Here is a 17,588-nt window from a genome sequence, read left to right on the forward strand (position 1 = left end):
TTCCGGTCGGATGGATGATGCGGGTCAGGGTCGTGGTGGCTCGTTTAGCACAGACGTCACCAGCGGCAATAACTAATCGGCTGGCGCCGCCCCGGCGAGCAGCGAGTCAGGCAGCATCGCCTCCAGGCTTTCCAGCCGGTCGGCTTCCTCCGCCGGCTTTTCCCAGCGGATCCGCGAGATCCGGGGAAAGCGCATCGCCAGCCCCGACTTATGCCGGCGGGAACGCTGCACGCTGTCGAAGGCGACCTCCAGCACCAGGCCGGGCTCCACTTCGCGCACCGGGCCGAAGCGGTTGACGGTGTTCCGCCGCACCCAGCGGTCGAGCTCCACCAGTTCCGCATCGGTGAAGCCGAAATAGGCCTTGCCCACCGGGGTCAGCTCGCGCCCGGCCTCGCCGTCGCGCCAGGCGCCGAAGGTGAAGTCGGAATAGAACGACGACCGCTTGCCGTGGCCGCGCTGCGCATACATCAGGACGCAGTCCAGGGTCAGCGCGGTCCGCTTCCACTTGAACCAGGGTCCCTTCGGCCGGCCGGGCAGGTAGGGGCTGTCGCCCTGCTTCAGCATCAGCCCTTCCACCGAAGCGTCGCGCAATACGCTGCGCAGCTCCGCCAGCTCTTCCCAGTCCGCAAACGGCACCAGCGGCGACAGGTCCATGCGGTCGGGTTGCGTGCGCGCCTGCCAGGCCTCCAGCCGGGCGCGGCGGGCATCGAAGGGCAGCGGCCGCAGGTCCTCATCGCCTTCGAACAGGATGTCGTAGAGCCGCAGATGGGCCGGGTGCGTGCGCATCAGCGGGGCGGTCACCTTCTTGCGGTTCAGGCGCTGCTGCAGGTCGTTGAAAGGGCGGATCGCGACCCCGTCGGGCGCCGTCCCGGCATCCGCCACCAGCAGCTCGCCGTCCAGCACCGCATGCAGGCCCATCGCCGCATCGGCCAGGTCGGGGAAGGCGGCAGAGATCTCGTCGCCGGCGCGGGAATAGATCCGCACCCGGTTGTTTTCCGCCGCCAGCTGCACCCTGGCGCCGTCCCACTTGTACTCCGCCCGGTAGGCCGCCGGGTCCATGCCTGCCAGCGCCGCCTCGTCCAGCGGGTTGGACAGCATCAGCGGCCGGAAGCCCAGCCCGGTGGCCGGCACGGGGCGCGGCCCACGACCATCCAGCCATACGAACAATTCCTCATATGGTGGTTCAAAACCGTGCCATAACTCCTCTATTTCATTGATATCGACCTTACCCCACTCGGCCAGGGCAAGCTTTGCCAGGCGGGCCGAAACGCCGACCCGCATGCCGCCCGTGACCAGCTTCAGCAGGGCGAAGCGGCCGCTCTCGTCCAGGGCGGAGAGCCAGCCGTCGAGCAGTGCCGGGACCTCGCCCCGTCGGGCGGCCGCGAAGCGCTCGACGACCTGCGTCAGGGTCGGGGCCTGGCCCGCCGGCGCGGATGCCGGCCACATCAGGCTGACCGTCTCCGCCAGGTCGCCGACATAGTCGTAGGACCAGCCGAACAGCACCGGGTCGGTGCGCTCCGCGATCAGGGCGCGGATCGCTGCCGGCTTCACCTGGCGAAAGCTCAGGTCGCCGGTCAGGGCCGCCAGGCCATAGCCGCGGGCCGGGTCCGGCGTGCGGGCCAGATAGTCGGCGATCAGGCGCAGCTTGCCGTTGCGTCCCGGCGTGAAGGCCAGCCCTTCGATCAGCGCCGCGAAGTCACGCATCGGCGCTGTCCGTCGCGCCAGGGGCAGACAGGTCGGGCTCCTCGTCCTCGTCGCCACGACCCACCAGGGCCAGGGCGCGGGCGCGATGGCCTGCGGCCGTCGCGGCATGCATCAGCGCCTCCTCGCGGCCATGGGTGATCCAGACCTCGGGCGCGCCCATCTCCGCGATCGTCTGCAGGAGCTCGTCCCAGTCCGCATGGTCGGAGATCACCAGCGGCAGTTCCGCATTCCGCTGCCGGGCGCGGGCGCGCACCCGCATCCAGCCTGAGGCCATCGCGATGCGCGGATCCGGCAGCCGCCGCAGCCAGCGGTCGCCGGCGGCCGACGGCGGTGCCAGCACGATCTCGCCTCGCAAGGTGTCGCGGTCCGGCGCCTCTGCCACCGGCCGCAGCGGTCCGAGGGCGATGCCATGCGCCTCATACAGGTCGCAGAGTGCCTGCAGCGCACCGTGCAGCCAGATCGGGCGGTCATGGCCCGCCTCGCGCAGCAGGCGGATCAGCCGCTGGCACTTGCCCAGGGCATAGACGCCGACCAGATGGGTGCGCTCCGGGAACAGGCGCAGGGAGGCGAGCAGCTTGCCGATCTCCGCGGCATCGTCGGGATGGCGGAAGACCGGCAGGCCGAAGGTCGCCTCGGTGACGAAGACATCGCACCGCACCGGTTCGAATGGCGCGCAGGTCGGGTCGCGGCGGCGCTTGTAGTCGCCCGACACCGCCACCCGGCAGCCGCGATGCTCCACCACCGCCATGGCGCTGCCCAGGATATGACCGGCGGGATGCAGGGTCAGGCGGGTCTCGCCGATCGTCAGGGGCTCGCCGCAGGGCAGGGCCTGGAAGTGCCGGGCCGCGCCGTCGCCGTAGCGGCTGCGCATGATCGCGATGGTTTCCGGCGTGGCCAGCACATGGCCATGCCCGGCGCGTGCATGGTCGGCATGGCCGTGGGTGATCACGGCGCGGTCGACCGGGCGCGAGGGATCGATGTGATAGCCCCCCGGCGCGACCAGGAGGCCACCGCCGCCGCCCGGCGGGGCCGGTGCGATCCAGTCCTCGGGGCGCATCATGCCGGCCCCTGGCAGGGCCCGGCCGGATCGGCCATGCTGCCACCATGCGCTGGGCGATCGGAACGATGAGCGGGACCTCCCTGGACGGGATCGACGTGGCCGCGCTGCGCACCGACGGGCAGCGGGTCCTCGGCAGCGGCGCCTCCGCGACCTATCCCTACGACCCGGCGGTGCGGGAGGCGATCCGCGCGGTGCTGGGAGAAACCGATCCCGACCGCCTGGCCGCGGCGGAAGCGGCGGTGACGGTGGCGCATGCCCGGGCCGTCACCGCCTTCCTGGCGGAGCATGCCATCGCGCCGGCGGATGTCGCCGTCGTGGGCTTTCACGGCCATACCGTGCATCACGACCCGGATGCCGGCCAGACGGTGCAGATCGGCGATGGGGCGGCGCTGGCCGCGGCCCTGGGGATCGATGTGGTGTACGACTTCCGCACGGCGGACATGCGGGCGGGCGGGCAGGGCGCGCCGCTGGTGCCGGTCTTCCATGATGCCCTCGCAAGCGGACTGGAGCGCCCCCTCGCCATCCTGAACATCGGCGGGGTGGCCAATGTCACCTATCTGGGGCCGCAGGCGCATCCGGGCCAGTCCGGCGCGCCGGCGGAAGAGTTGCCCATGCTCGCCTTCGACACCGGCCCGGGCAATGCCCTGATCGACGACTGGATGCGCCGCCATACCGGTTCCTCGCTGGACGCGGGCGGTGCCATGGCAGCTGGCGGTTCGGTGGATGCGGCGCGGCTGGACGCCTTCCTTGCCCTGGACTGGTTCCGCCGGCCGCCGCCCAAGTCGCTGGACCGCAACAGTTTTCCGCTGTCGCTGGCGGACGGGCTGTCGCCGGCCGACGGGGCGGCGACCCTGACGGAAATGACCGCCGCCGCCATATCCGCCGCGGTGCGGCACATGGCGGTACCGCCGCGGCGGTGGCTGGTCTGCGGCGGCGGGCGCCACAACCGCAGCCTGATGGAGCGGTTGCGCCGGCGTTTGCAGGCACCGGTCGCGCCGGTGGAGGCGGTGGGCTGGGACGGGGATGCGCTGGAGGCCCAGGCCTTCGCCTTCCTGGCGGTGCGCCGGCTGCGCGGCCTGGCGATCACCACGCCCGGCACCACCGGTGCCGCCCGGCCGATGCCGGGCGGACGGATTGCGCCTGCCCCTGGCGGGACCGGCGGCCTTGCCCTCTAGCAGGGCCCTGCGGCCGTGTCAGGCTGGCTCGGTCTGGGCGGAGACCTTGTCGAGATACTGGTCCACCGCCGCCGACATCTCCTCGAGATTTTCCTCGAACAGGTGGTTGGCACCTTCGACCGACTGGTAGTCGATGGTGATGCCCCGCTGGTTGGACAGGCGGTTGACCAGCTTCTGGACCTCGTTTTCCGCGATGACGTCGTCCTTCGTGCCGTGCACGAACAGGCCCGACGAGGGGCAGGGGGCCAGGAAGCTGAAATCGTAGATCCCGGCCGGTGCGGCGACGGAGATGAAGCCGGTGATCTCCGGCCGGCGCATCAGCAGCTGCATGCCGATCCAGGCGCCGAACGAGAAGCCGGCGATCCAGCAGGCGCCGGCATTCGGGTTGTAGGCCTGCATCCAGTCCAGCGCGGACGCCGCGTCGGAGAGTTCGCCCTGGCCGTTGTCGAAGGTGCCCTGGCTTCGGCCGACACCGCGCGAGTTGAAGCGCAGCACCGAGAAGCCGCGGCGGGCGAACAGGTGGTACAGGGCATAGACCACCTTGTTGTTCATCGTCCCGCCATAGCGCGGATGCGGGTGAAGGATCAGGGCGATCGGCGCATTGTGCGCCTTGCCGTGCTGATAGCGTCCTTCCAGGCGGCCTTCCGGGCCGTTGAAGATGACGTCGGGCAATTGCTCCTCCAATCGGAACGGGGTTGGACCGGGCCGGCCTGTCGCCGGCGGTCCCGCCTGTGGCGGTTCCCCGCCGGCGGGCGGTCCGGACTGCGGACGCCTGCCGGTGCGGAACCACGTGCGCGGATCCTCTGCGAATCCCTGTCCTACCCGGTAGCCAAATCCAGATGCGGCCGGGCACCTCGCCGATGCGCCCGGCCCGCCGTGCCGGCAGCCGGTCGCTGCGCGGTCGACCGCCACCCTCGGCGGCGGCAGAGCGGGCGCGAAGTCCTGCTCCCGGTATTGGCTGGCAACCTACGACCCTCGGCCGCCGGATGCCAGAATTTCCTTTGTCGCGGGCCATCTTCGCATGAGGAAATGTCAGCGTGTCCTAATCTTGACTCATGGAGTCGAGAAATCGCTTGACCCGCATCCGCCAATGGCCATTTCCTTTCGAGGCCGTCGGCCCTGGCCGACGCTTTTGTATGTTGGCTCGCTGCGGTGTCCGATCAATGGCGCTGCCGGGCAGCCGGCGGATCATTGGCGGGGCGATGGCCAATGCCGGACGCCGGCGTCCCGGGCGGAATGAACCGCCATGGGGTCGAGATCGGGGGATGAGCGATGCTGCAGATGCTGGCGAGCGATATCGATGCCGTGATGCAGAGGGACCCGGCGGCCCGCAGCCGCCTGGAGGTGGTCCTCTGCTATCCCGGCTTCCATGCCATTGCCTCGCACCGCCTCTGCCACTGGCTGTGGCGGCGCAATATCCGCCTGCCGGCCCGCTGGCTGGCGCAGGTCGCCCGCTCCATCACCGGGATCGAGATCCATCCCGGTGCGGTAATCGGCCAGCGCTTCTTCATCGACCACGGCATGGGCGTCGTGATCGGCGAGACGGCGGAGATCGGCGACGATGTCACCCTGTACCAGGGGGTCACCCTGGGCGGCACCGCTCCGGCGGTGAATTCGCAGGCGCAGGCCAATACCAAGCGCCATCCCACCCTGAAGGACCGGGTCATCGTCGGCTGCGGCGCCCAGGTCCTGGGACCGATCACCGTGGGCGAGGGCGCCTCGGTTGGCGGCAATGCGGTGGTCACCCGCGATGTGGAACCGGCGACGACGGTTGTCGGTATTCCGGCCCGGGTGTCCGGCCGGGCCAAGCCGACGGAGGCGGAGCAGGTCTCGCCGTTCCCGAACTACGGCCTGCGCAACGGCGATGTGAACGACCCGGTGCTGCGGACCATCGACACCCTGGCGCAGGAGGTCGAGCGCCTGTCGAAGAAGGTCGAGGACCTGGAGAAGCAGCGCGAAGCGGACGCCGAAGCCCGGCGCTGCGCCTGAGGTATGGCGCGTTCGCTGGACACGACAGGGGGTCGCCGGCCCGCCGGCGGCGCCGGGCCGCAGGGCCGGGCGCATTACGCCGTCCTCGCCCTGACGGAGATCGCCCTGCGGGACTGTTCGGCGCCGGTGCCGCTGAGCGAAATCGCCGCCCGGCACGACCTTTCCCTGCGCTATCTGGAACAGATCTTCGTGCGGCTGCGCCGTGCCGGGCTGGTGCGCAGCGTGCGCGGCCCCGGCGGCGGCTATTGCCTGATGCCCGACGCCCGCACCGTCAGCATCGCAGCGATCATGGCGGCGGTGGAACCCGATTGCGATACAACCGGCGGCCGCGCGCCGGCCGGCGGTTCCGGTGACGGCAGCGGCAGCGACGAGTGCCCGGTCTGCCGTCTCTGGGACGCATTCCACAGCCACGCCCTGCGCTACCTGGAACAGGTCAGCCTGGCGGATGTGGTGGCGGGCCGGATCCCCGAGGGCATCCTCGCATCGCGGGAGAGGACCGGCCCGGCCGGGCCTGCGGGCCCTGCAGCGCCAGGTTCGGCCGTGACCGCGCCGGCGGCCGACGGCGCCATCTGATCGCGCACCCGTCGTCGCGCAGGTACCGGCAACATGAACGATTCCCCGCAGGTCTATTTCGACTACAACGCCACCGCACCGGCGCGGCCGGGGGTGGGAGCCGCGATGGCGGATTGTCTGTCGCGGCCCGGTAACCCGTCATCCGTGCATCGCAGCGGCCGGCGCGCCCGCCAGGCGCTGGAGGCCGTGCGGCGGCTTCTGGCAGGCACGGTGGCGGCACGGCCGGAAGAGATCGTCTTCACCTCCGGCGGCACGGAGGCGAACCATCTGGCCCTGCGCGGCGCAGGTGCCGCCGCGGTCGCGGTCTGCGCCGTGGAGCATGAATCGGTGCTGGAGCCTGCCCGCCGCCTGGGTCTGCCGCACCGCGTGGTGCCGGTCGCCGCCGACGGCCGGCTGGACCTGAATGCCCTGCAGGAGATCCTGCAGGAACTGCCGCAGCCTGCCCTGGCGGCGGTGATGCTGGCCAACAACGAGGTCGGTACCCTCCAGCCGGTGCCCGAGGCGGCGGAGATCGTCCACGCGGCCGGCGGGCTGCTGCTCTGCGATGCGGTGCAGGGTCTGGGAAAGACCGACCTGGACTTCGGCGCGCTGGGCGCCGACCTGATGACTCTTTCGGCGCACAAGATCGGCGGTCCGCAGGGGGTCGGCGCCCTGGTGGTGGCCGACGATGTGCGGCTGCAGGCGCAGATGCTGGGGGGCGGGCAGGAGCGCGGCCGCCGCGCCGGCACCGAGAATCTCCCCGGCATCGTCGGTTTCGGCGCGGCACTGGAAGCGAGCGCCGATCGCAGCTGGCTGCCCCGGGTCACCGCCCTGCGGCAGGACCTGGAGGCGCGCATCCAGGCGCTGGGCGGCGTCGTCCAGGGCAGGGACGCGCCGCGCCTGCCGAACACTGCGGCAATCACCATGCCCGGCATGGCGGCAGAGACCCAGGTGATGGCTTTCGACCTCGCCGGTTTCGCCGTCAGTGCCGGCGCGGCCTGCTCCTCGGGCAAGGTGGCGCCGAGCCATGTGCTGCGGGCGATGGGGCTGGCGCCCGAGGTGGCGCAGGAAACGATCCGCGTGAGCCTGGGCTGGGACAGCAGTGCCGACGAGGTGGTGCGATTCGCCGAGGCCTGGGCCGCCATCGCCCGCCGTGCCGGCGACCGGCAGCGTCGCTCGGCGGGAACGGAGCGGGCCGCGGCGCAGCGGCTGGCCGCGTCCTGAGCGGCGCTGCCCGACATCGGCGCCGTTCCGGCCCTTCGCCCCGACGGCAACCGCGCCGGCGGCCGATACAATCTTGCCGCCCTGCGGCGTGAACGGTATATCGCGCCGTAAAGGAGTTCCGGATGCCCAGAATGGTCTTCATCACGCCGGAAGGTGAGCGGCAGGACGTCGATGCACCGACCGGGCTGTCGGTGATGGAAATTGCACATCTGCACGGCGTCGACCTCGAAGGTGCCTGTGAGGGGTCGCTCGCCTGTTCCACCTGCCATGTCATCGTCGAGCCCGACTGGTACAAGAAGCTGAAGCCGGCGGAGGAGGATGAGCAGGACATGCTCGACCTGGCCTTCGGGCTCGAGCCGACCTCGCGCCTCGGCTGCCAGATCGAGATGACGGAGGCGCTGGACGGGCTCACCGTCAGGCTGCCGACCGCCACCCGCAACCTGATGGACAGCTGATCCGAGCGGGGGCCGTTTCGATGTCTGTCAGCATGGAGTTCGAGGCCTATGTCCAGGACCTCCTGGAGCCTATGGGCCCAATCGTCATCCGCCGCATGTTCGGCGGGGCCGGCGTCTATTGCCGGGGCGCGATGTTCGCACTGATTGCCGACGACACCCTCTACCTGAAGGCCGGGCCGGACAGCAGCGGCGCCTTCAGGGCCCTGGGCTGTGAGCCGTTCTGCTACGAGGATGGCAACGGCCGGGTGGCCTCGATGAGCTACTACGAACTGCCGCCGCACCTGCACGACGACCGGTCGGAGCTGATGGACTGGGCGCAGCAGTCGCTGGACATCGCGATCCATGCCCGGCTGAACCGCCCTGCGCCGCGCCGTCGGCGGCCGGCCCTGAGGCGCTGAAGTCCTGAGGCGCTGAAGTCCAGAGCCGCTGAAGCCCATAGGCGCGCGAGCGGCGATGGCTTGCTGTGGCCGGACCGGTGTCCGCGACCGGCGGCCGGTCAGACGGCCGGACTCTTGGCGGCGCCCGCCGTCTCCGGCAGTTCGCGTTCGCTGACCACCCGGTTGCGGCCGGCGCGCTTTGCGCCGTACAGGGCCTCGTCCGCGCGATGGACGAAGCCGGGCAGGGTCTCGCCCGGCGCATAGACTGCGGCGCCGATCGAGATCGTGATCCGGCCCATATCCTCGCCGGTGCTCTTCTTCACCAGCTTCTTGCCCTGCAGCGCGGTGCGGATCGTGTTGGCGACGATGACGGCGTCCGCCAGGGTGGTGCCCGGCAACAGGATGGCGAATTCCTCGCCGCCGTAGCGGGCGGGGAAGTCCTGTCCCTTGACGTTTTCGACCAGGGTGCGCGCCATCAGTTTCAGCACCTGGTCGCCGACCTGGTGGCCCCAAGTGTCGTTGAAGGTCTTGAAATGGTCGATGTCGACCAGCAGCAGCGACAGCGGCGTGCCGCTTTCCTCGGCGAGGTCGGCCAGCCGCATCAGCTGTTCGTCGAACGACTTGCGGTTGGCGACCCCGGTCAGGGCATCGGTCTCCGCCTCGTGCTTCAGCTCGTCGACGCTCTTGCGCAGTTCCTCGATCTCGCGGGTCGACTTGTGCAGTCGCTCCTCCAGGGTGCGGGTCTGGACCTGCATCTCCTTGGTATCGGTGATCAGATTGGTGATCAGCGAGGTCAGGCTGGTGCTGTCCTTCACGCTGACCGTCATCTGGCCGGTGAAGTTCTCCAGCGCCTGGCCATAGGCCTTTGTGTCGCCTTCCGCGGTGCCGACGAAGGCCTGCACCTTGGACATCGTGCTCTCCAGCCGGTCCGCGATCTCGGTCAGGGAGACCTGCTGGTCGTCGACGCCGAAAAACTGGTCATAGATGTCGGCGACGGTCTTTTCCGTGAACACCTGATGATTCGCGATCACGACATCGAGCGCCCGCCGCAGCCCGACGGGCCTGTCCGCGTGATAGTTGTACCACAGCCGGAAGTTCCTCGGTGATGGGGCCATTTCGTGCTCCACCATCGACTCCATGGCCTGCGCGGCGAGATCGGCGCTCCGTTCCGGCGGATCTGAGGCCTCGTCGTTGATCATATGCGGTCTGCAGTTCTCTCGGTGCCGGAACCCAATGGCGCAACAGGGCGGTGTCGAGGTCACGCGTCCGCCGGCCGCGACGGGGCCGGGCAGGCAGAGGGGGCAACGGCTACGCCTCTAGGGCAACCTTGCATCAAGCGGCCGCCGATGAATAGCCGCCAAAAGACGGTCCGATGCTTCCGCGCGCGCGACGGTCAGGGCTTCCAGGCGCCGACTTCCTGCTCCGACAGCTTGCCGTCGCCGTTTGTGTCGGCGCCGGAAAAGCCCTGCATCTGGTGGCCGACGAACTCCTCCTGCGAGAGCTTGCCATCGCCGTTGCGGTCGGCGGCTGCGTATTCCGATGGCGCCGCGCCGGGCAGCTCGGTGATCATCAGGACGCCGTCGACATCCTTGTCGGAGAAATAGAACACCTCCACCAGCCGGTTCCGGTATTCCTCCGCATCGACCATGCCGTCCTGGTTGCGGTCGGTCAGGGCGAAGGCGGCATCGGCCTCGTTGGTCTGGGCGAGCAACGGCGGGCCACCGACGGCCATTGCCAGCAGTGCCGCGCACAAGGCCAATGTCGCGCGGGACGACAGGATCGGGCGGCGGGCATCTCGGGCGTGCGGAACGCGCATCTGTCTTGCTTCCTCAGGCTTGGTTCGACAGGTCCGGTGCGGCTCGCGCCGACCCGGCCGGTACGTACGCCGGGCAGACGGCGCCTTCTGGGTAGCCAAGATTATGCGAAGCGCATCGGGACCGCGCAATACGGGCCCCGCCGGTACCCGTCCGAAGACCGGCCAGATGGTTGGGCAGATGGCCGGGCAGGCCGGGCTGGCGCTAACCGGCCTCCTGCTCCCGCAGCACGAAGCGCTGCACCTTGCCGGTCTGGGTGCGCGGCAGGTCGGTGACGAACTCGATCGCGCGCGGATACTTGTAGGGGGCGATCTCCGCCTTGGCGAAGTCCTGCAGTTCCCGGGCCAGTTCCGGCGACGGATCGACCCCTTCCCGCAGCACGACGAAGGCCTTCACGATCTGCCCGCGGGCCGCGTCGGGGGCACCAATCACGGCGCAGTCCCTGACCTTGTCGTGCAGCAGCAGGACCGCTTCCACTTCCGGGCCGCTGATGTTGTAGCCGGCGGAGATGATCATGTCGTCGGTTCGGGCCTGGTACCAGTAGTAGCCGTCCTCGTCCGCCATGTAGGAATCGCCGGTGAAGTTCCAGCCCTGCTGGACATAGCTCTGCTGCCGTTCGGCATTGTCCAGGTAGCGGCAGCCGGTGGGGCCGCGGATCGCCAGCCGGCCCACGGTGTTCGGCGGTGCCGGCCGGCCCTCCGCGTCGAAGATGCAGGCCTGGAAGCCCGGAATCGCGCGCCCCGTCGCCCCGGGCCGGATCTCGTCGCCGGCAGTGGCAATGAAGATGTGCAGCATCTCGGTGGAGCCGAGCCCGTCGATGATCCGGATGCCGGTGCTTTCGTACCAGGCATCCCAGGTCGGCTTCGGCAGCGTCTCGCCGGCCGACACGCACTGCTTCAGGCTGGACAGGTCGTAACCGCCCAGCAGGTCCAGCATGCTGCGATAGGCGGTCGGCGCGGTGAACAGCACCGTCACCCCGTGCCGCTGGATCATCTCCAGGGTCTTGGTGGGGTTGTACTGCTCCACCAGCAGGGTGGAGGCACCGGCATGCATCGGGAACAGCACCTGCGCGCCGAGGCCGAAGGTGAAGGCGATGGGCGGGCTGCCGGTGAATATGTCGTCCGGCCCGGGTCGCAGCACATAGCGGTTGAAGGTGTCGCAGACCGCCATGATGTCGCGGTGGAAATGCATGCAGCCTTTCGGCTGGCCGGTGGTGCCGGAGGTGAAGGCGATCAGGCAGACGTCCTCGGCGGCGGTGCGCACCGTCTGGAACCGGGGCGGCTTGGTCGCCATCAGCGCCTCCAGCCCGTCGGGCAGGTCGTCCGCCGCCGAACCGCCGCCGTTGAAGTAGACCACGCGCTTCAGATCGTCGCTGCGCTGCAGGGTCTGCTCCATCTCCTCGGCCAGGCGGGAATCGCACAGCGCGACATGGATCCTGGCCTTCTGCGCCATGAAGGTCAGCTCGCGCCAGCGCAGCAGCGGCATGGTCGCCACCGCGACGGCGCCGACTTTCATCACCGCGAACCAGCAGGCCACGTACATCGGGTTGTTGGGTGCCCGCAGCAGCACCCGGTTGCCCGGAACCACGCCCAGATCGTCGACCAGCACATGGGCGATGCGGTCGACCTTCTCCCGCAGCTCCCGGTAGGTCCAGACCATCGTCTCGGTACGGAAGGCCGGGCGGTCGCCATGTACCTCCGCCTGCCGGTCAAGCAGCTCGGACGCACAGTTCAGCCATTCCGGATAGGCGCCGAGTTCAGGCACGCCGGTCAGGTCGATCTCCGGCCATTGCTCGCGCGGCGGCAGGTTGTCGCGTGCGAAGCTGTCGACATGGGCGGTCGCCTTCAATATGGCGCTGTCGGGCAAGGTTGCGCTGTCGGGCATGGGTCCTGGAACCTCGCGGATCGATGGGGCTGGCGATCAGTCGACCTGCGACAATGCAGCTGTCCGCCCGGGGATGGGCACGAAGTCGGGCAGGGGCATGTCGACCTGAACCACGTTCGAGGGCGCGCTGGCGCGGCCGGCGGCATCGTAGGCACGCACGTAGTAGAGGTAGCTGAGCCCGCCCAGCACGTTGCGGTCGGCGAACTTCGTCGACTTCACCGCTTCGACGCAGGTGGCCTCGCCCGGGGCCTCCGCGCGATAGACGTCATAGCCCGTGACGTCGCCCCGCGCCTTGTTCCAGGACAGCCGCACCTGGCCATCGCGCAGCTCCGCGCGCAGGCCGGCACCGTCGCCCCAGTCGGGGCCGGAGGCATCGGGCCGGTCGGGTGGCGCCTGCCGCGCGCCCTTCGGCCAGAGGAAGCAGTGAACCTCCTTGAAGTTCTCGTCCAGCGCCTTGCAGACATTGCAGTAGATGCAGCGCAGGATCTGGTCGCTGCGTGCGTCCTCCACCTTTCGCACCCAGTCGGGATCGGCGAGCAGCTGGCGCGCCATTCCGACGATGTCCGCCTTCCCCTCCTGCAGCAGGGCCTCCGCGTCGGACGGGTCGCTGATCTTGCCGACCGAGATCACCGGAACCTTGTGTCCCTTGTCGTTGATATAGGCCTTGATCGCAGCCGCCAGGTGGGCGTGGGGCAGGGGCGGGTACAGGTCGCCCGGCATGCAGCGGTCGCCGGAATAGCCGGTATAGGGATAGAGCGGCTGGCCGTCGCGATGGACGGCATCCTCGAACTTGCCGCCGACCGACAGCGAGATGTAGTCGACGCCGCATTGCGCCATGCGCAGGGCGATGCGCTTGGCATCTTCCACCGTGTAGCCGTCCTTGATCGCCTCCTCCGCCAGGAAGCGGACGCCGACCGGAAAGCCACTGCCGACGGCGCCACGCACCGCCGCCATCACCCGGCCGAACATCGCCAGCCGGCCCTCCAGGGTGCGGCCGTCGAAGGCATCGCGGCGCGGGTTGTGGCGCGACAGGAAGGAAGACAGCGTATAGGCATGTGCCGAGTGCAGTTCGATGCCGTCATAGCCGGCCTCAGCCGCACGGTAGGCGGCGTCCGCGAACTGGCCGATGATGGTCTCGATATCCGCCTCGCTGAGGCTGTCGATGGTCTGCCGCCAGCCGGACCTGGCCACCTTCAGGAAATGGATGATCTGCGGCACCACCTTGGAGTCGGAGGTGTCGTGCACCTGCCGCGCCAGGTCGCGGTGGCCGGCGACGAACGCGTCCTCCGACAGCCGCAGCAGCGGCCCGGACTTGTTGGAATGGACGGCGGTCGCCTCCACCACGATCAGGCCGACATGGCCCTGCGCATAGCGGACATAGCGGTCGATGATGTCCTGGTTGACATGCCCGTCCTCGCCGGAAAGACGGGTCACCATCGCCGGCACCGCCACCCGGTTGGGCAGCACCATGCCGTTGATGTCGAGCGGCTGAAGCAGCTTCATCAGGCGCCTCCCGCGGATTTTCCTGCCGGACCGGCATTGCCCTGCCGGTACTGCTGGTAGGTCTGGCCGGAGATCACCAGCTTGTTGATCTCCGTCGTGCCCTCGTAGATGCGCAGCGCGCGGATCTCCCGGTACAGCCGCTCCACCATGTTGCCGGAGACGACGCCCATGCCGCCCCAGAGCTGCACCGCCTCGTCGATCACCTTCTGCGCCGCCTCGGTCGCGTACATCTTCGCCATGCTGGCCTCCCGCGTGACCCGGGCGGCGCCGGAATCCTTCGTCCAGGCGGCGCGGTAGACCAACAGGGCGGAGGCGTCGACCATCGTCGCCATCTCGCCGATCTTCGCCTGGGTCAGCTGGAAGTCCGACAGCCGCTGGCCGAACACCTTGCGATCGTCGGCGCGGGCCAGCGCCTCGTCCAGCGCGCGGCGCGCGAAGCCCAGGGCGGCGGCGCCGACGGTGGAGCGGAAAATGTCCAGGTTGGACATGGCGATCTTGAAGCCCTCGCCGGGCTTGCCCAGCAGGTTCGCCTTCGGGATCCGGCAGTCGGTGAAGCGCAGGGTGCCCAGCGGATGCGGCGCCATCACGTCGATCCGCTCCGCGACCTCGAAGCCGGGGCGGTCGGCCTCCACGATGAAGGCGGCCAGGCCCTTCGCGCCGGGCGCATCGCCCAGCCGTGCGATCACCGAATAGACATTGGCGATGCCGGCATTCGAGATCCAGGTCTTCTCCCCGTTCAGGACGTAGCTGTCGCCATCCTCCACTGCGGTGGTGGAGATGTTGGCGACGTCGGAGCCGGCATTGCGCTCCGACATCGCCAGGGCGGCGATGGCGCGGCCCTCGCCGATCGCCGGCAGGTGGCGGGCGCGCTGTTCCGGCGTGCCGAACAGGGTGATCGGGCCGCTGCCCAGGCCCTGCATCACGAATGAGAAGTCGGCGATGCCGTGGCGATAGCCCAGGATCTCCCGTGCCAGGCAGAGCGATCGCACGTCCAGCCGTTCGTGCGTCCCGCCGGCTTCCGCCGGCACGGTCAGCTTCAGGAAGCCGGCTTCGCCCAGCGCGGACACGCAGGACTTCGCGAAGTCGAACACGTCGCCTTCGTCGTCATGGTCGTCGAAATGCGCGGCGGCGAACGCTTCCAGCCGGCCGGCAAGGTCGCGATGGGCGTCCGTGAAGAACGGCCAGTCGAGGTATGACCTGTCAGGCATGTCCGGTAGTCCCCATCTGATTCTTTTTGTCAGTTGCCCTCGAAAACGGGCTTCTGCTTGTTCACGAAGGCGTAGTAGGCGCGGGCGAAGTCCTTCGTCTGCATGCAGATCGCCTGCGCCTGCGCCTCGGCCTCGATCGCCGCCTCGACATCCATGCTCCATTCCTGGTGGATGCATTTCTTCGTCATCGCATGGGCGAAGGTCGGTCCGTCGGCCAGGGCGGCGGCGGTCTTCTGTGCCTCCGCCAGCAGCGCCTCCGGCGCGCAGAGGCGGTTGAAGAAGCCCCAGCGCTCGGCCTCCTCGCCATCCATCGCGCGGCCGGTATAGAGCAGCTCCGCCGCACGGCCGGAACCGATGATGCGGGGCAGGATGTTGCAGGCGCCCATATCGGCGCCCGCCAGGCCGACCCGCACGAACAGGAAGGCGGTCTTGGACCGCGCCGTGCCCAGCCGCAGGTCGGAGGCCATGGCGACGATCGCGCCGGCGCCGGCGCAGATCCCGTCGACGGCGGCGACGACCGGTTGCGGGCAGAGGCGCATCGCCTTGACCAGGTCGCCTGTCATCCGGGTGAAGCGCAGCAGGCCGTCCATGTCGCCGGCATCCTGCATGCCGATCAGCGGGCCGATGATCTCGTGCACGTCGCCGCCGGAGCAGAAATTGTCGCCGGCGCCGGTCACCACCACCGTCTTCACGTCCTTCGCATAGGCCAGGCGGCGGAAGGTGTCGCGCAGCTCGGCATAGGACTCCAGGGTCAGCGGGTTCTTCCGTTCCGGCCGGTTCAGGGTGACCGTGGCGACCTTGCCCTCCACCGACCAGGCGAAGTGCTGCGGCTTCCAGTCGGCGGCCATCTCGCCGCCCAGCCGGCCCTCCGACAGCGGGCCGACCGGGATCTCGACTGGCTTCGGCGCCGCGGCGGCGTTCTCGTTCATTCGGTTGCTCCGTTCTCATAGGCTTCGGCCGACCGCTTGAGCCGGGCCAGAAGGTGCAGAAGCTGCTGCTTCTCGTCATTGTCCAGGCCGGCGACCATGCCGTCGATCCAGCCGGCATGGGCCGGCGTCATGGCGCCGAAGGCCTGTACCCCGGCAGGCGTCAGCGCGACGGTCTGCCGACGCCGGTCTTCCGCCGCAGGACGGCGCGCCACCAGGCCTTCCTGCTCCAGCCGTTCGGCCAGCCCGGTGACATTGCCGTTGGTGACCATCATCCGCGCCGACAGCTCGCCCATGCTCAGCCCCTCGGGGGCGCGATACAGCTGCGCCAGCATGTCGAAGCGGGGCAGGGTGGTGTCGAAGTCGCGGCGCAGGCCGCGCCGGACCTGGCGCTCGATGATGCTGGTGCAGGCCAGCAGCCGCAGCCACAGGCGCACGTCGAGCCGTGTCTCGTCATCCTCGGCGCTTCGGTCGGCGGCCGCGGCCGTGTCGCCGGCAGGGCCCTTGGCGGTCGCGCCCGGGTCCAGCATCGCGCTCACTTCAGCACTTCCCCGCCATCGACCGGCAGGCAGGTGCCGTTGACCGCCGCCGCTGCCGGCGACAGCAGGAAGGCCACCGCCTCCGCCACTTCCTCCGGCTGCACCGGCCGCCCCTGGGGATTGCCGGCGACCAGGCTCTTCAGCGCCTCCTCGCGGCTGCGCCCGGTCTTGGCGGTGATGTTGTCGAGGGTGGCATCCAGCATGTCGGTCGCTGTGTAGCCGGGGCAGACCGCGTTTACCGTAATGCCCTTGCCGGCCAGTTCCACCGCAAGGGCGCGGGTCAGGCCGACCAGGCCGTGCTTGGCGGCGCAGTAGGCGGCGACATAGGCATAGCCGGTCAGACCGGCGGTGCTGGCCACGTTGACGATGCGGCCTTGGCCTCGTTCCACCATGCCGGGCACCACGGCACGGGTGAGGGCAAAGGCAGAGGTCAGGTTCACCGCCAGCATTTCCTGCCAGTGCGCGTCGGTCATGCGCGCGAAGGGCGTGCTCTTGCCCGTGCCGGCATTGTTCACCAGCGCCGCCAGCGGGCCCGCCTTCGCCTCCAGCGCTGCCAGCGCCGGGCCGATCGCATCGATGTCGGTCAGGTCGACCGCGGCGGACTGCAGTTGCGCGCCGGTCTCCGCCCGGAGTTCGGCTTCCGCCTCCGCCAGGCGCACCGGGTCTCGCGCCAGCAGGCTGACGTGGGCGCCGGCCGCCGCCAGGCGCCGGGCAATCGACAGGCCGATGCCCCGGCTGGCCCCGGTCACCAGGACATGCTGCCCCGACAGGGCGGGGTGCGTGCCGGCCTCTTCAGCCCTCTGCTGCATGCGGGACCTCCGCTTTCAATTTATTTTAAGCTTAAACTAAACGCCCGCGCGGATGCCCGCAAGGCCCGCGCTCAGGCAAAGGCCTTGAAGGTGATCAGGGTGAAGGTGTCCTTCACGCCATCCAGGGTTTGCAGGTTGGATACGACGAAATGGCCGATGTCCTGGCCGTCCGGCAGGTAGCATTTCATCAGCAGGTCGTACTGGCCGGAGACGGAATGCACTTCCGAGACCTGCTCGACCGATTCGACGGCCTCCACGGCCACGTCATAGGCCCGGCCGAGCTCGCACTTCACCATGACGAAGATCGTTTGCATGTCGGTCTCTCCCGCAGTCCTGCCCGGCCGGGCGGCTGGCGCATCCAAAGGCCGG

At 69.4% G+C, this 17,588-nt stretch carries 18 protein-coding genes; 6 read left to right on the forward strand and 12 right to left on the reverse strand.

Annotated elements, in window-relative coordinates; genetic code table 11:
* Window positions 1-72: 72 nt before the first annotated feature.
* Window positions 73-1,704: a cisplatin damage response ATP-dependent DNA ligase gene (locus ACFOGJ_RS05825; protein WP_379898863.1), complete on the reverse strand. Its 1,632-nt coding sequence runs from the start codon at window positions 1,702-1,704 to the stop codon at window positions 73-75.
* Window positions 1,697-2,764: a ligase-associated DNA damage response exonuclease gene (locus ACFOGJ_RS05830; RefSeq protein WP_449288574.1), complete on the reverse strand. Its 1,068-nt coding sequence runs from the start codon at window positions 2,762-2,764 to the stop codon at window positions 1,697-1,699. Before ACFOGJ_RS05830 ends, ACFOGJ_RS05825 begins: the two co-directional genes overlap by 8 nt.
* 44 nt (window positions 2,765-2,808) lie before the next feature.
* On the opposite strand from ACFOGJ_RS05830, the gene ACFOGJ_RS05835 reads away from it, so the two are divergent.
* Window positions 2,809-3,939 carry an anhydro-N-acetylmuramic acid kinase gene (locus ACFOGJ_RS05835; protein WP_379898864.1) on the forward strand — a complete coding sequence of 377 codons (1,131 nt, stop codon included), beginning with the start codon at window positions 2,809-2,811 and terminating at the stop codon, window positions 3,937-3,939.
* 18 nt (window positions 3,940-3,957) lie between these two features.
* Here ACFOGJ_RS05835 and ACFOGJ_RS05840 read toward each other — a convergent pair whose 3' ends face one another.
* Window positions 3,958-4,611 carry an alpha/beta hydrolase gene (locus ACFOGJ_RS05840; protein ID WP_379898865.1) on the reverse strand — a complete coding sequence of 218 codons (654 nt, stop codon included), beginning with the start codon at window positions 4,609-4,611 and terminating at the stop codon, window positions 3,958-3,960.
* Between the two features lie 600 nt (window positions 4,612-5,211).
* On the opposite strand from ACFOGJ_RS05840, the gene cysE reads away from it, so the two are divergent.
* From cysE to ACFOGJ_RS05865, 5 genes are all read left to right on the forward strand, one after another.
* Entirely contained in the window at window positions 5,212-5,928 is a 717-nt protein-coding gene (gene cysE, locus ACFOGJ_RS05845) for a serine O-acetyltransferase (protein ID WP_379898866.1), read from the forward strand.
* Between the two features lie 3 nt (window positions 5,929-5,931).
* Window positions 5,932-6,501, forward strand: coding sequence for an RrF2 family transcriptional regulator (locus tag ACFOGJ_RS05850; protein ID WP_379898867.1), 570 nt, complete (start codon window positions 5,932-5,934; stop codon window positions 6,499-6,501).
* A gap of 33 nt (window positions 6,502-6,534) precedes the next feature.
* A complete protein-coding gene (locus tag ACFOGJ_RS05855) occupies window positions 6,535-7,704 on the forward strand; it encodes a cysteine desulfurase family protein (RefSeq protein ID WP_379898868.1) in 1,170 nt (389 codons plus the stop codon).
* A 122-nt stretch (window positions 7,705-7,826) separates the two neighbouring features.
* Window positions 7,827-8,159, forward strand: a complete 333-nt coding sequence (locus ACFOGJ_RS05860) for a ferredoxin family 2Fe-2S iron-sulfur cluster binding protein (protein ID WP_379898869.1) — start codon at window positions 7,827-7,829, stop codon at window positions 8,157-8,159.
* A 20-nt stretch (window positions 8,160-8,179) separates the two neighbouring features.
* Window positions 8,180-8,557 carry a TfoX/Sxy family protein gene (locus tag ACFOGJ_RS05865; protein ID WP_379898870.1) on the forward strand — a complete coding sequence of 126 codons (378 nt, stop codon included), beginning with the start codon at window positions 8,180-8,182 and terminating at the stop codon, window positions 8,555-8,557.
* A gap of 98 nt (window positions 8,558-8,655) precedes the next feature.
* Here ACFOGJ_RS05865 and ACFOGJ_RS05870 read toward each other — a convergent pair whose 3' ends face one another.
* The 9 genes from ACFOGJ_RS05870 to ACFOGJ_RS05910 form a co-directional block, all read right to left on the reverse strand.
* Window positions 8,656-9,735 carry a GGDEF domain-containing protein gene (locus ACFOGJ_RS05870; protein ID WP_379898871.1) on the reverse strand — a complete coding sequence of 360 codons (1,080 nt, stop codon included), beginning with the start codon at window positions 9,733-9,735 and terminating at the stop codon, window positions 8,656-8,658.
* Between the two features lie 194 nt (window positions 9,736-9,929).
* On the reverse strand, window positions 9,930-10,352 hold the full coding sequence (locus ACFOGJ_RS05875) for an EF-hand domain-containing protein (protein WP_379898872.1): 423 nt from the start codon (window positions 10,350-10,352) through the stop codon (window positions 9,930-9,932).
* A 202-nt stretch (window positions 10,353-10,554) separates the two neighbouring features.
* Window positions 10,555-12,234 carry an AMP-binding protein gene (locus tag ACFOGJ_RS05880; protein WP_379898873.1) on the reverse strand — a complete coding sequence of 560 codons (1,680 nt, stop codon included), beginning with the start codon at window positions 12,232-12,234 and terminating at the stop codon, window positions 10,555-10,557.
* A 36-nt stretch (window positions 12,235-12,270) separates the two neighbouring features.
* A complete protein-coding gene (locus tag ACFOGJ_RS05885) occupies window positions 12,271-13,737 on the reverse strand; it encodes an oxidoreductase (protein ID WP_379898874.1) in 1,467 nt (488 codons plus the stop codon).
* Window positions 13,737-14,945 carry an acyl-CoA dehydrogenase family protein gene (locus ACFOGJ_RS05890; RefSeq protein WP_379898875.1) on the reverse strand — a complete coding sequence of 403 codons (1,209 nt, stop codon included), beginning with the start codon at window positions 14,943-14,945 and terminating at the stop codon, window positions 13,737-13,739. Before ACFOGJ_RS05890 ends, ACFOGJ_RS05885 begins: the two co-directional genes overlap by 1 nt.
* 29 nt (window positions 14,946-14,974) lie before the next feature.
* The gene (locus tag ACFOGJ_RS05895; RefSeq protein ID WP_449288575.1) at window positions 14,975-15,874 is read right to left on the reverse strand and encodes an enoyl-CoA hydratase family protein; all 900 of its coding nucleotides are present in this window, start codon (window positions 15,872-15,874) and stop codon (window positions 14,975-14,977) included.
* Window positions 15,871-16,401, reverse strand: coding sequence for a MarR family winged helix-turn-helix transcriptional regulator (locus ACFOGJ_RS05900; protein ID WP_379898919.1), 531 nt, complete (start codon window positions 16,399-16,401; stop codon window positions 15,871-15,873). Before ACFOGJ_RS05900 ends, ACFOGJ_RS05895 begins: the two co-directional genes overlap by 4 nt.
* A gap of 5 nt (window positions 16,402-16,406) precedes the next feature.
* Window positions 16,407-17,219 carry an SDR family NAD(P)-dependent oxidoreductase gene (locus ACFOGJ_RS05905; protein ID WP_379898876.1) on the reverse strand — a complete coding sequence of 271 codons (813 nt, stop codon included), beginning with the start codon at window positions 17,217-17,219 and terminating at the stop codon, window positions 16,407-16,409.
* A gap of 71 nt (window positions 17,220-17,290) precedes the next feature.
* On the reverse strand, window positions 17,291-17,533 hold the full coding sequence (locus tag ACFOGJ_RS05910; protein WP_379898877.1) for an Lrp/AsnC ligand binding domain-containing protein: 243 nt from the start codon (window positions 17,531-17,533) through the stop codon (window positions 17,291-17,293).
* Between the last annotated feature and the right edge of the window lie 55 nt (window positions 17,534-17,588).

Source organism: Marinibaculum pumilum, assembly GCF_042646425.1.
Lineage (GTDB): Bacteria > Pseudomonadota > Alphaproteobacteria > Ferrovibrionales > Ferrovibrionaceae > Marinibaculum > Marinibaculum pumilum.

What these genes read in the sequence shown, in the direction of transcription:
- ACFOGJ_RS05880 (WP_379898873.1), bottom strand. Translation starts at nt 12,234, where the DNA reads ATGCCCGACAGCGCAACCTTGCCCGACAGCGCCATATTGAAGGCGACC.
- ACFOGJ_RS05895 (WP_449288575.1), bottom strand. Translation starts at nt 15,874, where the DNA reads ATGAACGAGAACGCCGCCGCGGCGCCGAAGCCAGTCGAGATCCCGGTC.
- ACFOGJ_RS05905 (WP_379898876.1), bottom strand. Translation starts at nt 17,219, where the DNA reads ATGCAGCAGAGGGCTGAAGAGGCCGGCACGCACCCCGCCCTGTCGGGG.
- ACFOGJ_RS05910 (WP_379898877.1), bottom strand. Translation starts at nt 17,533, where the DNA reads ATGCAAACGATCTTCGTCATGGTGAAGTGCGAGCTCGGCCGGGCCTAT.
- ACFOGJ_RS05870 (WP_379898871.1), bottom strand. Translation starts at nt 9,735, where the DNA reads ATGATCAACGACGAGGCCTCAGATCCGCCGGAACGGAGCGCCGATCTC.
- ACFOGJ_RS05855 (WP_379898868.1), top strand. Translation starts at nt 6,535, where the DNA reads ATGAACGATTCCCCGCAGGTCTATTTCGACTACAACGCCACCGCACCG.
- cysE (WP_379898866.1), top strand. Translation starts at nt 5,212, where the DNA reads ATGCTGCAGATGCTGGCGAGCGATATCGATGCCGTGATGCAGAGGGAC.
- ACFOGJ_RS05875 (WP_379898872.1), bottom strand. Translation starts at nt 10,352, where the DNA reads ATGCGCGTTCCGCACGCCCGAGATGCCCGCCGCCCGATCCTGTCGTCC.
- ACFOGJ_RS05890 (WP_379898875.1), bottom strand. Translation starts at nt 14,945, where the DNA reads ATGCCTGACAGGTCATACCTCGACTGGCCGTTCTTCACGGACGCCCAT.
- ACFOGJ_RS05885 (WP_379898874.1), bottom strand. Translation starts at nt 13,737, where the DNA reads ATGAAGCTGCTTCAGCCGCTCGACATCAACGGCATGGTGCTGCCCAAC.
- ACFOGJ_RS05830 (WP_449288574.1), bottom strand. Translation starts at nt 2,764, where the DNA reads ATGATGCGCCCCGAGGACTGGATCGCACCGGCCCCGCCGGGCGGCGGC.
- ACFOGJ_RS05900 (WP_379898919.1), bottom strand. Translation starts at nt 16,401, where the DNA reads ATGCTGGACCCGGGCGCGACCGCCAAGGGCCCTGCCGGCGACACGGCC.
- ACFOGJ_RS05825 (WP_379898863.1), bottom strand. Translation starts at nt 1,704, where the DNA reads ATGCGTGACTTCGCGGCGCTGATCGAAGGGCTGGCCTTCACGCCGGGA.
- ACFOGJ_RS05835 (WP_379898864.1), top strand. Translation starts at nt 2,809, where the DNA reads ATGCGCTGGGCGATCGGAACGATGAGCGGGACCTCCCTGGACGGGATC.
- ACFOGJ_RS05860 (WP_379898869.1), top strand. Translation starts at nt 7,827, where the DNA reads ATGCCCAGAATGGTCTTCATCACGCCGGAAGGTGAGCGGCAGGACGTC.
- ACFOGJ_RS05865 (WP_379898870.1), top strand. Translation starts at nt 8,180, where the DNA reads ATGTCTGTCAGCATGGAGTTCGAGGCCTATGTCCAGGACCTCCTGGAG.
- ACFOGJ_RS05850 (WP_379898867.1), top strand. Translation starts at nt 5,932, where the DNA reads ATGGCGCGTTCGCTGGACACGACAGGGGGTCGCCGGCCCGCCGGCGGC.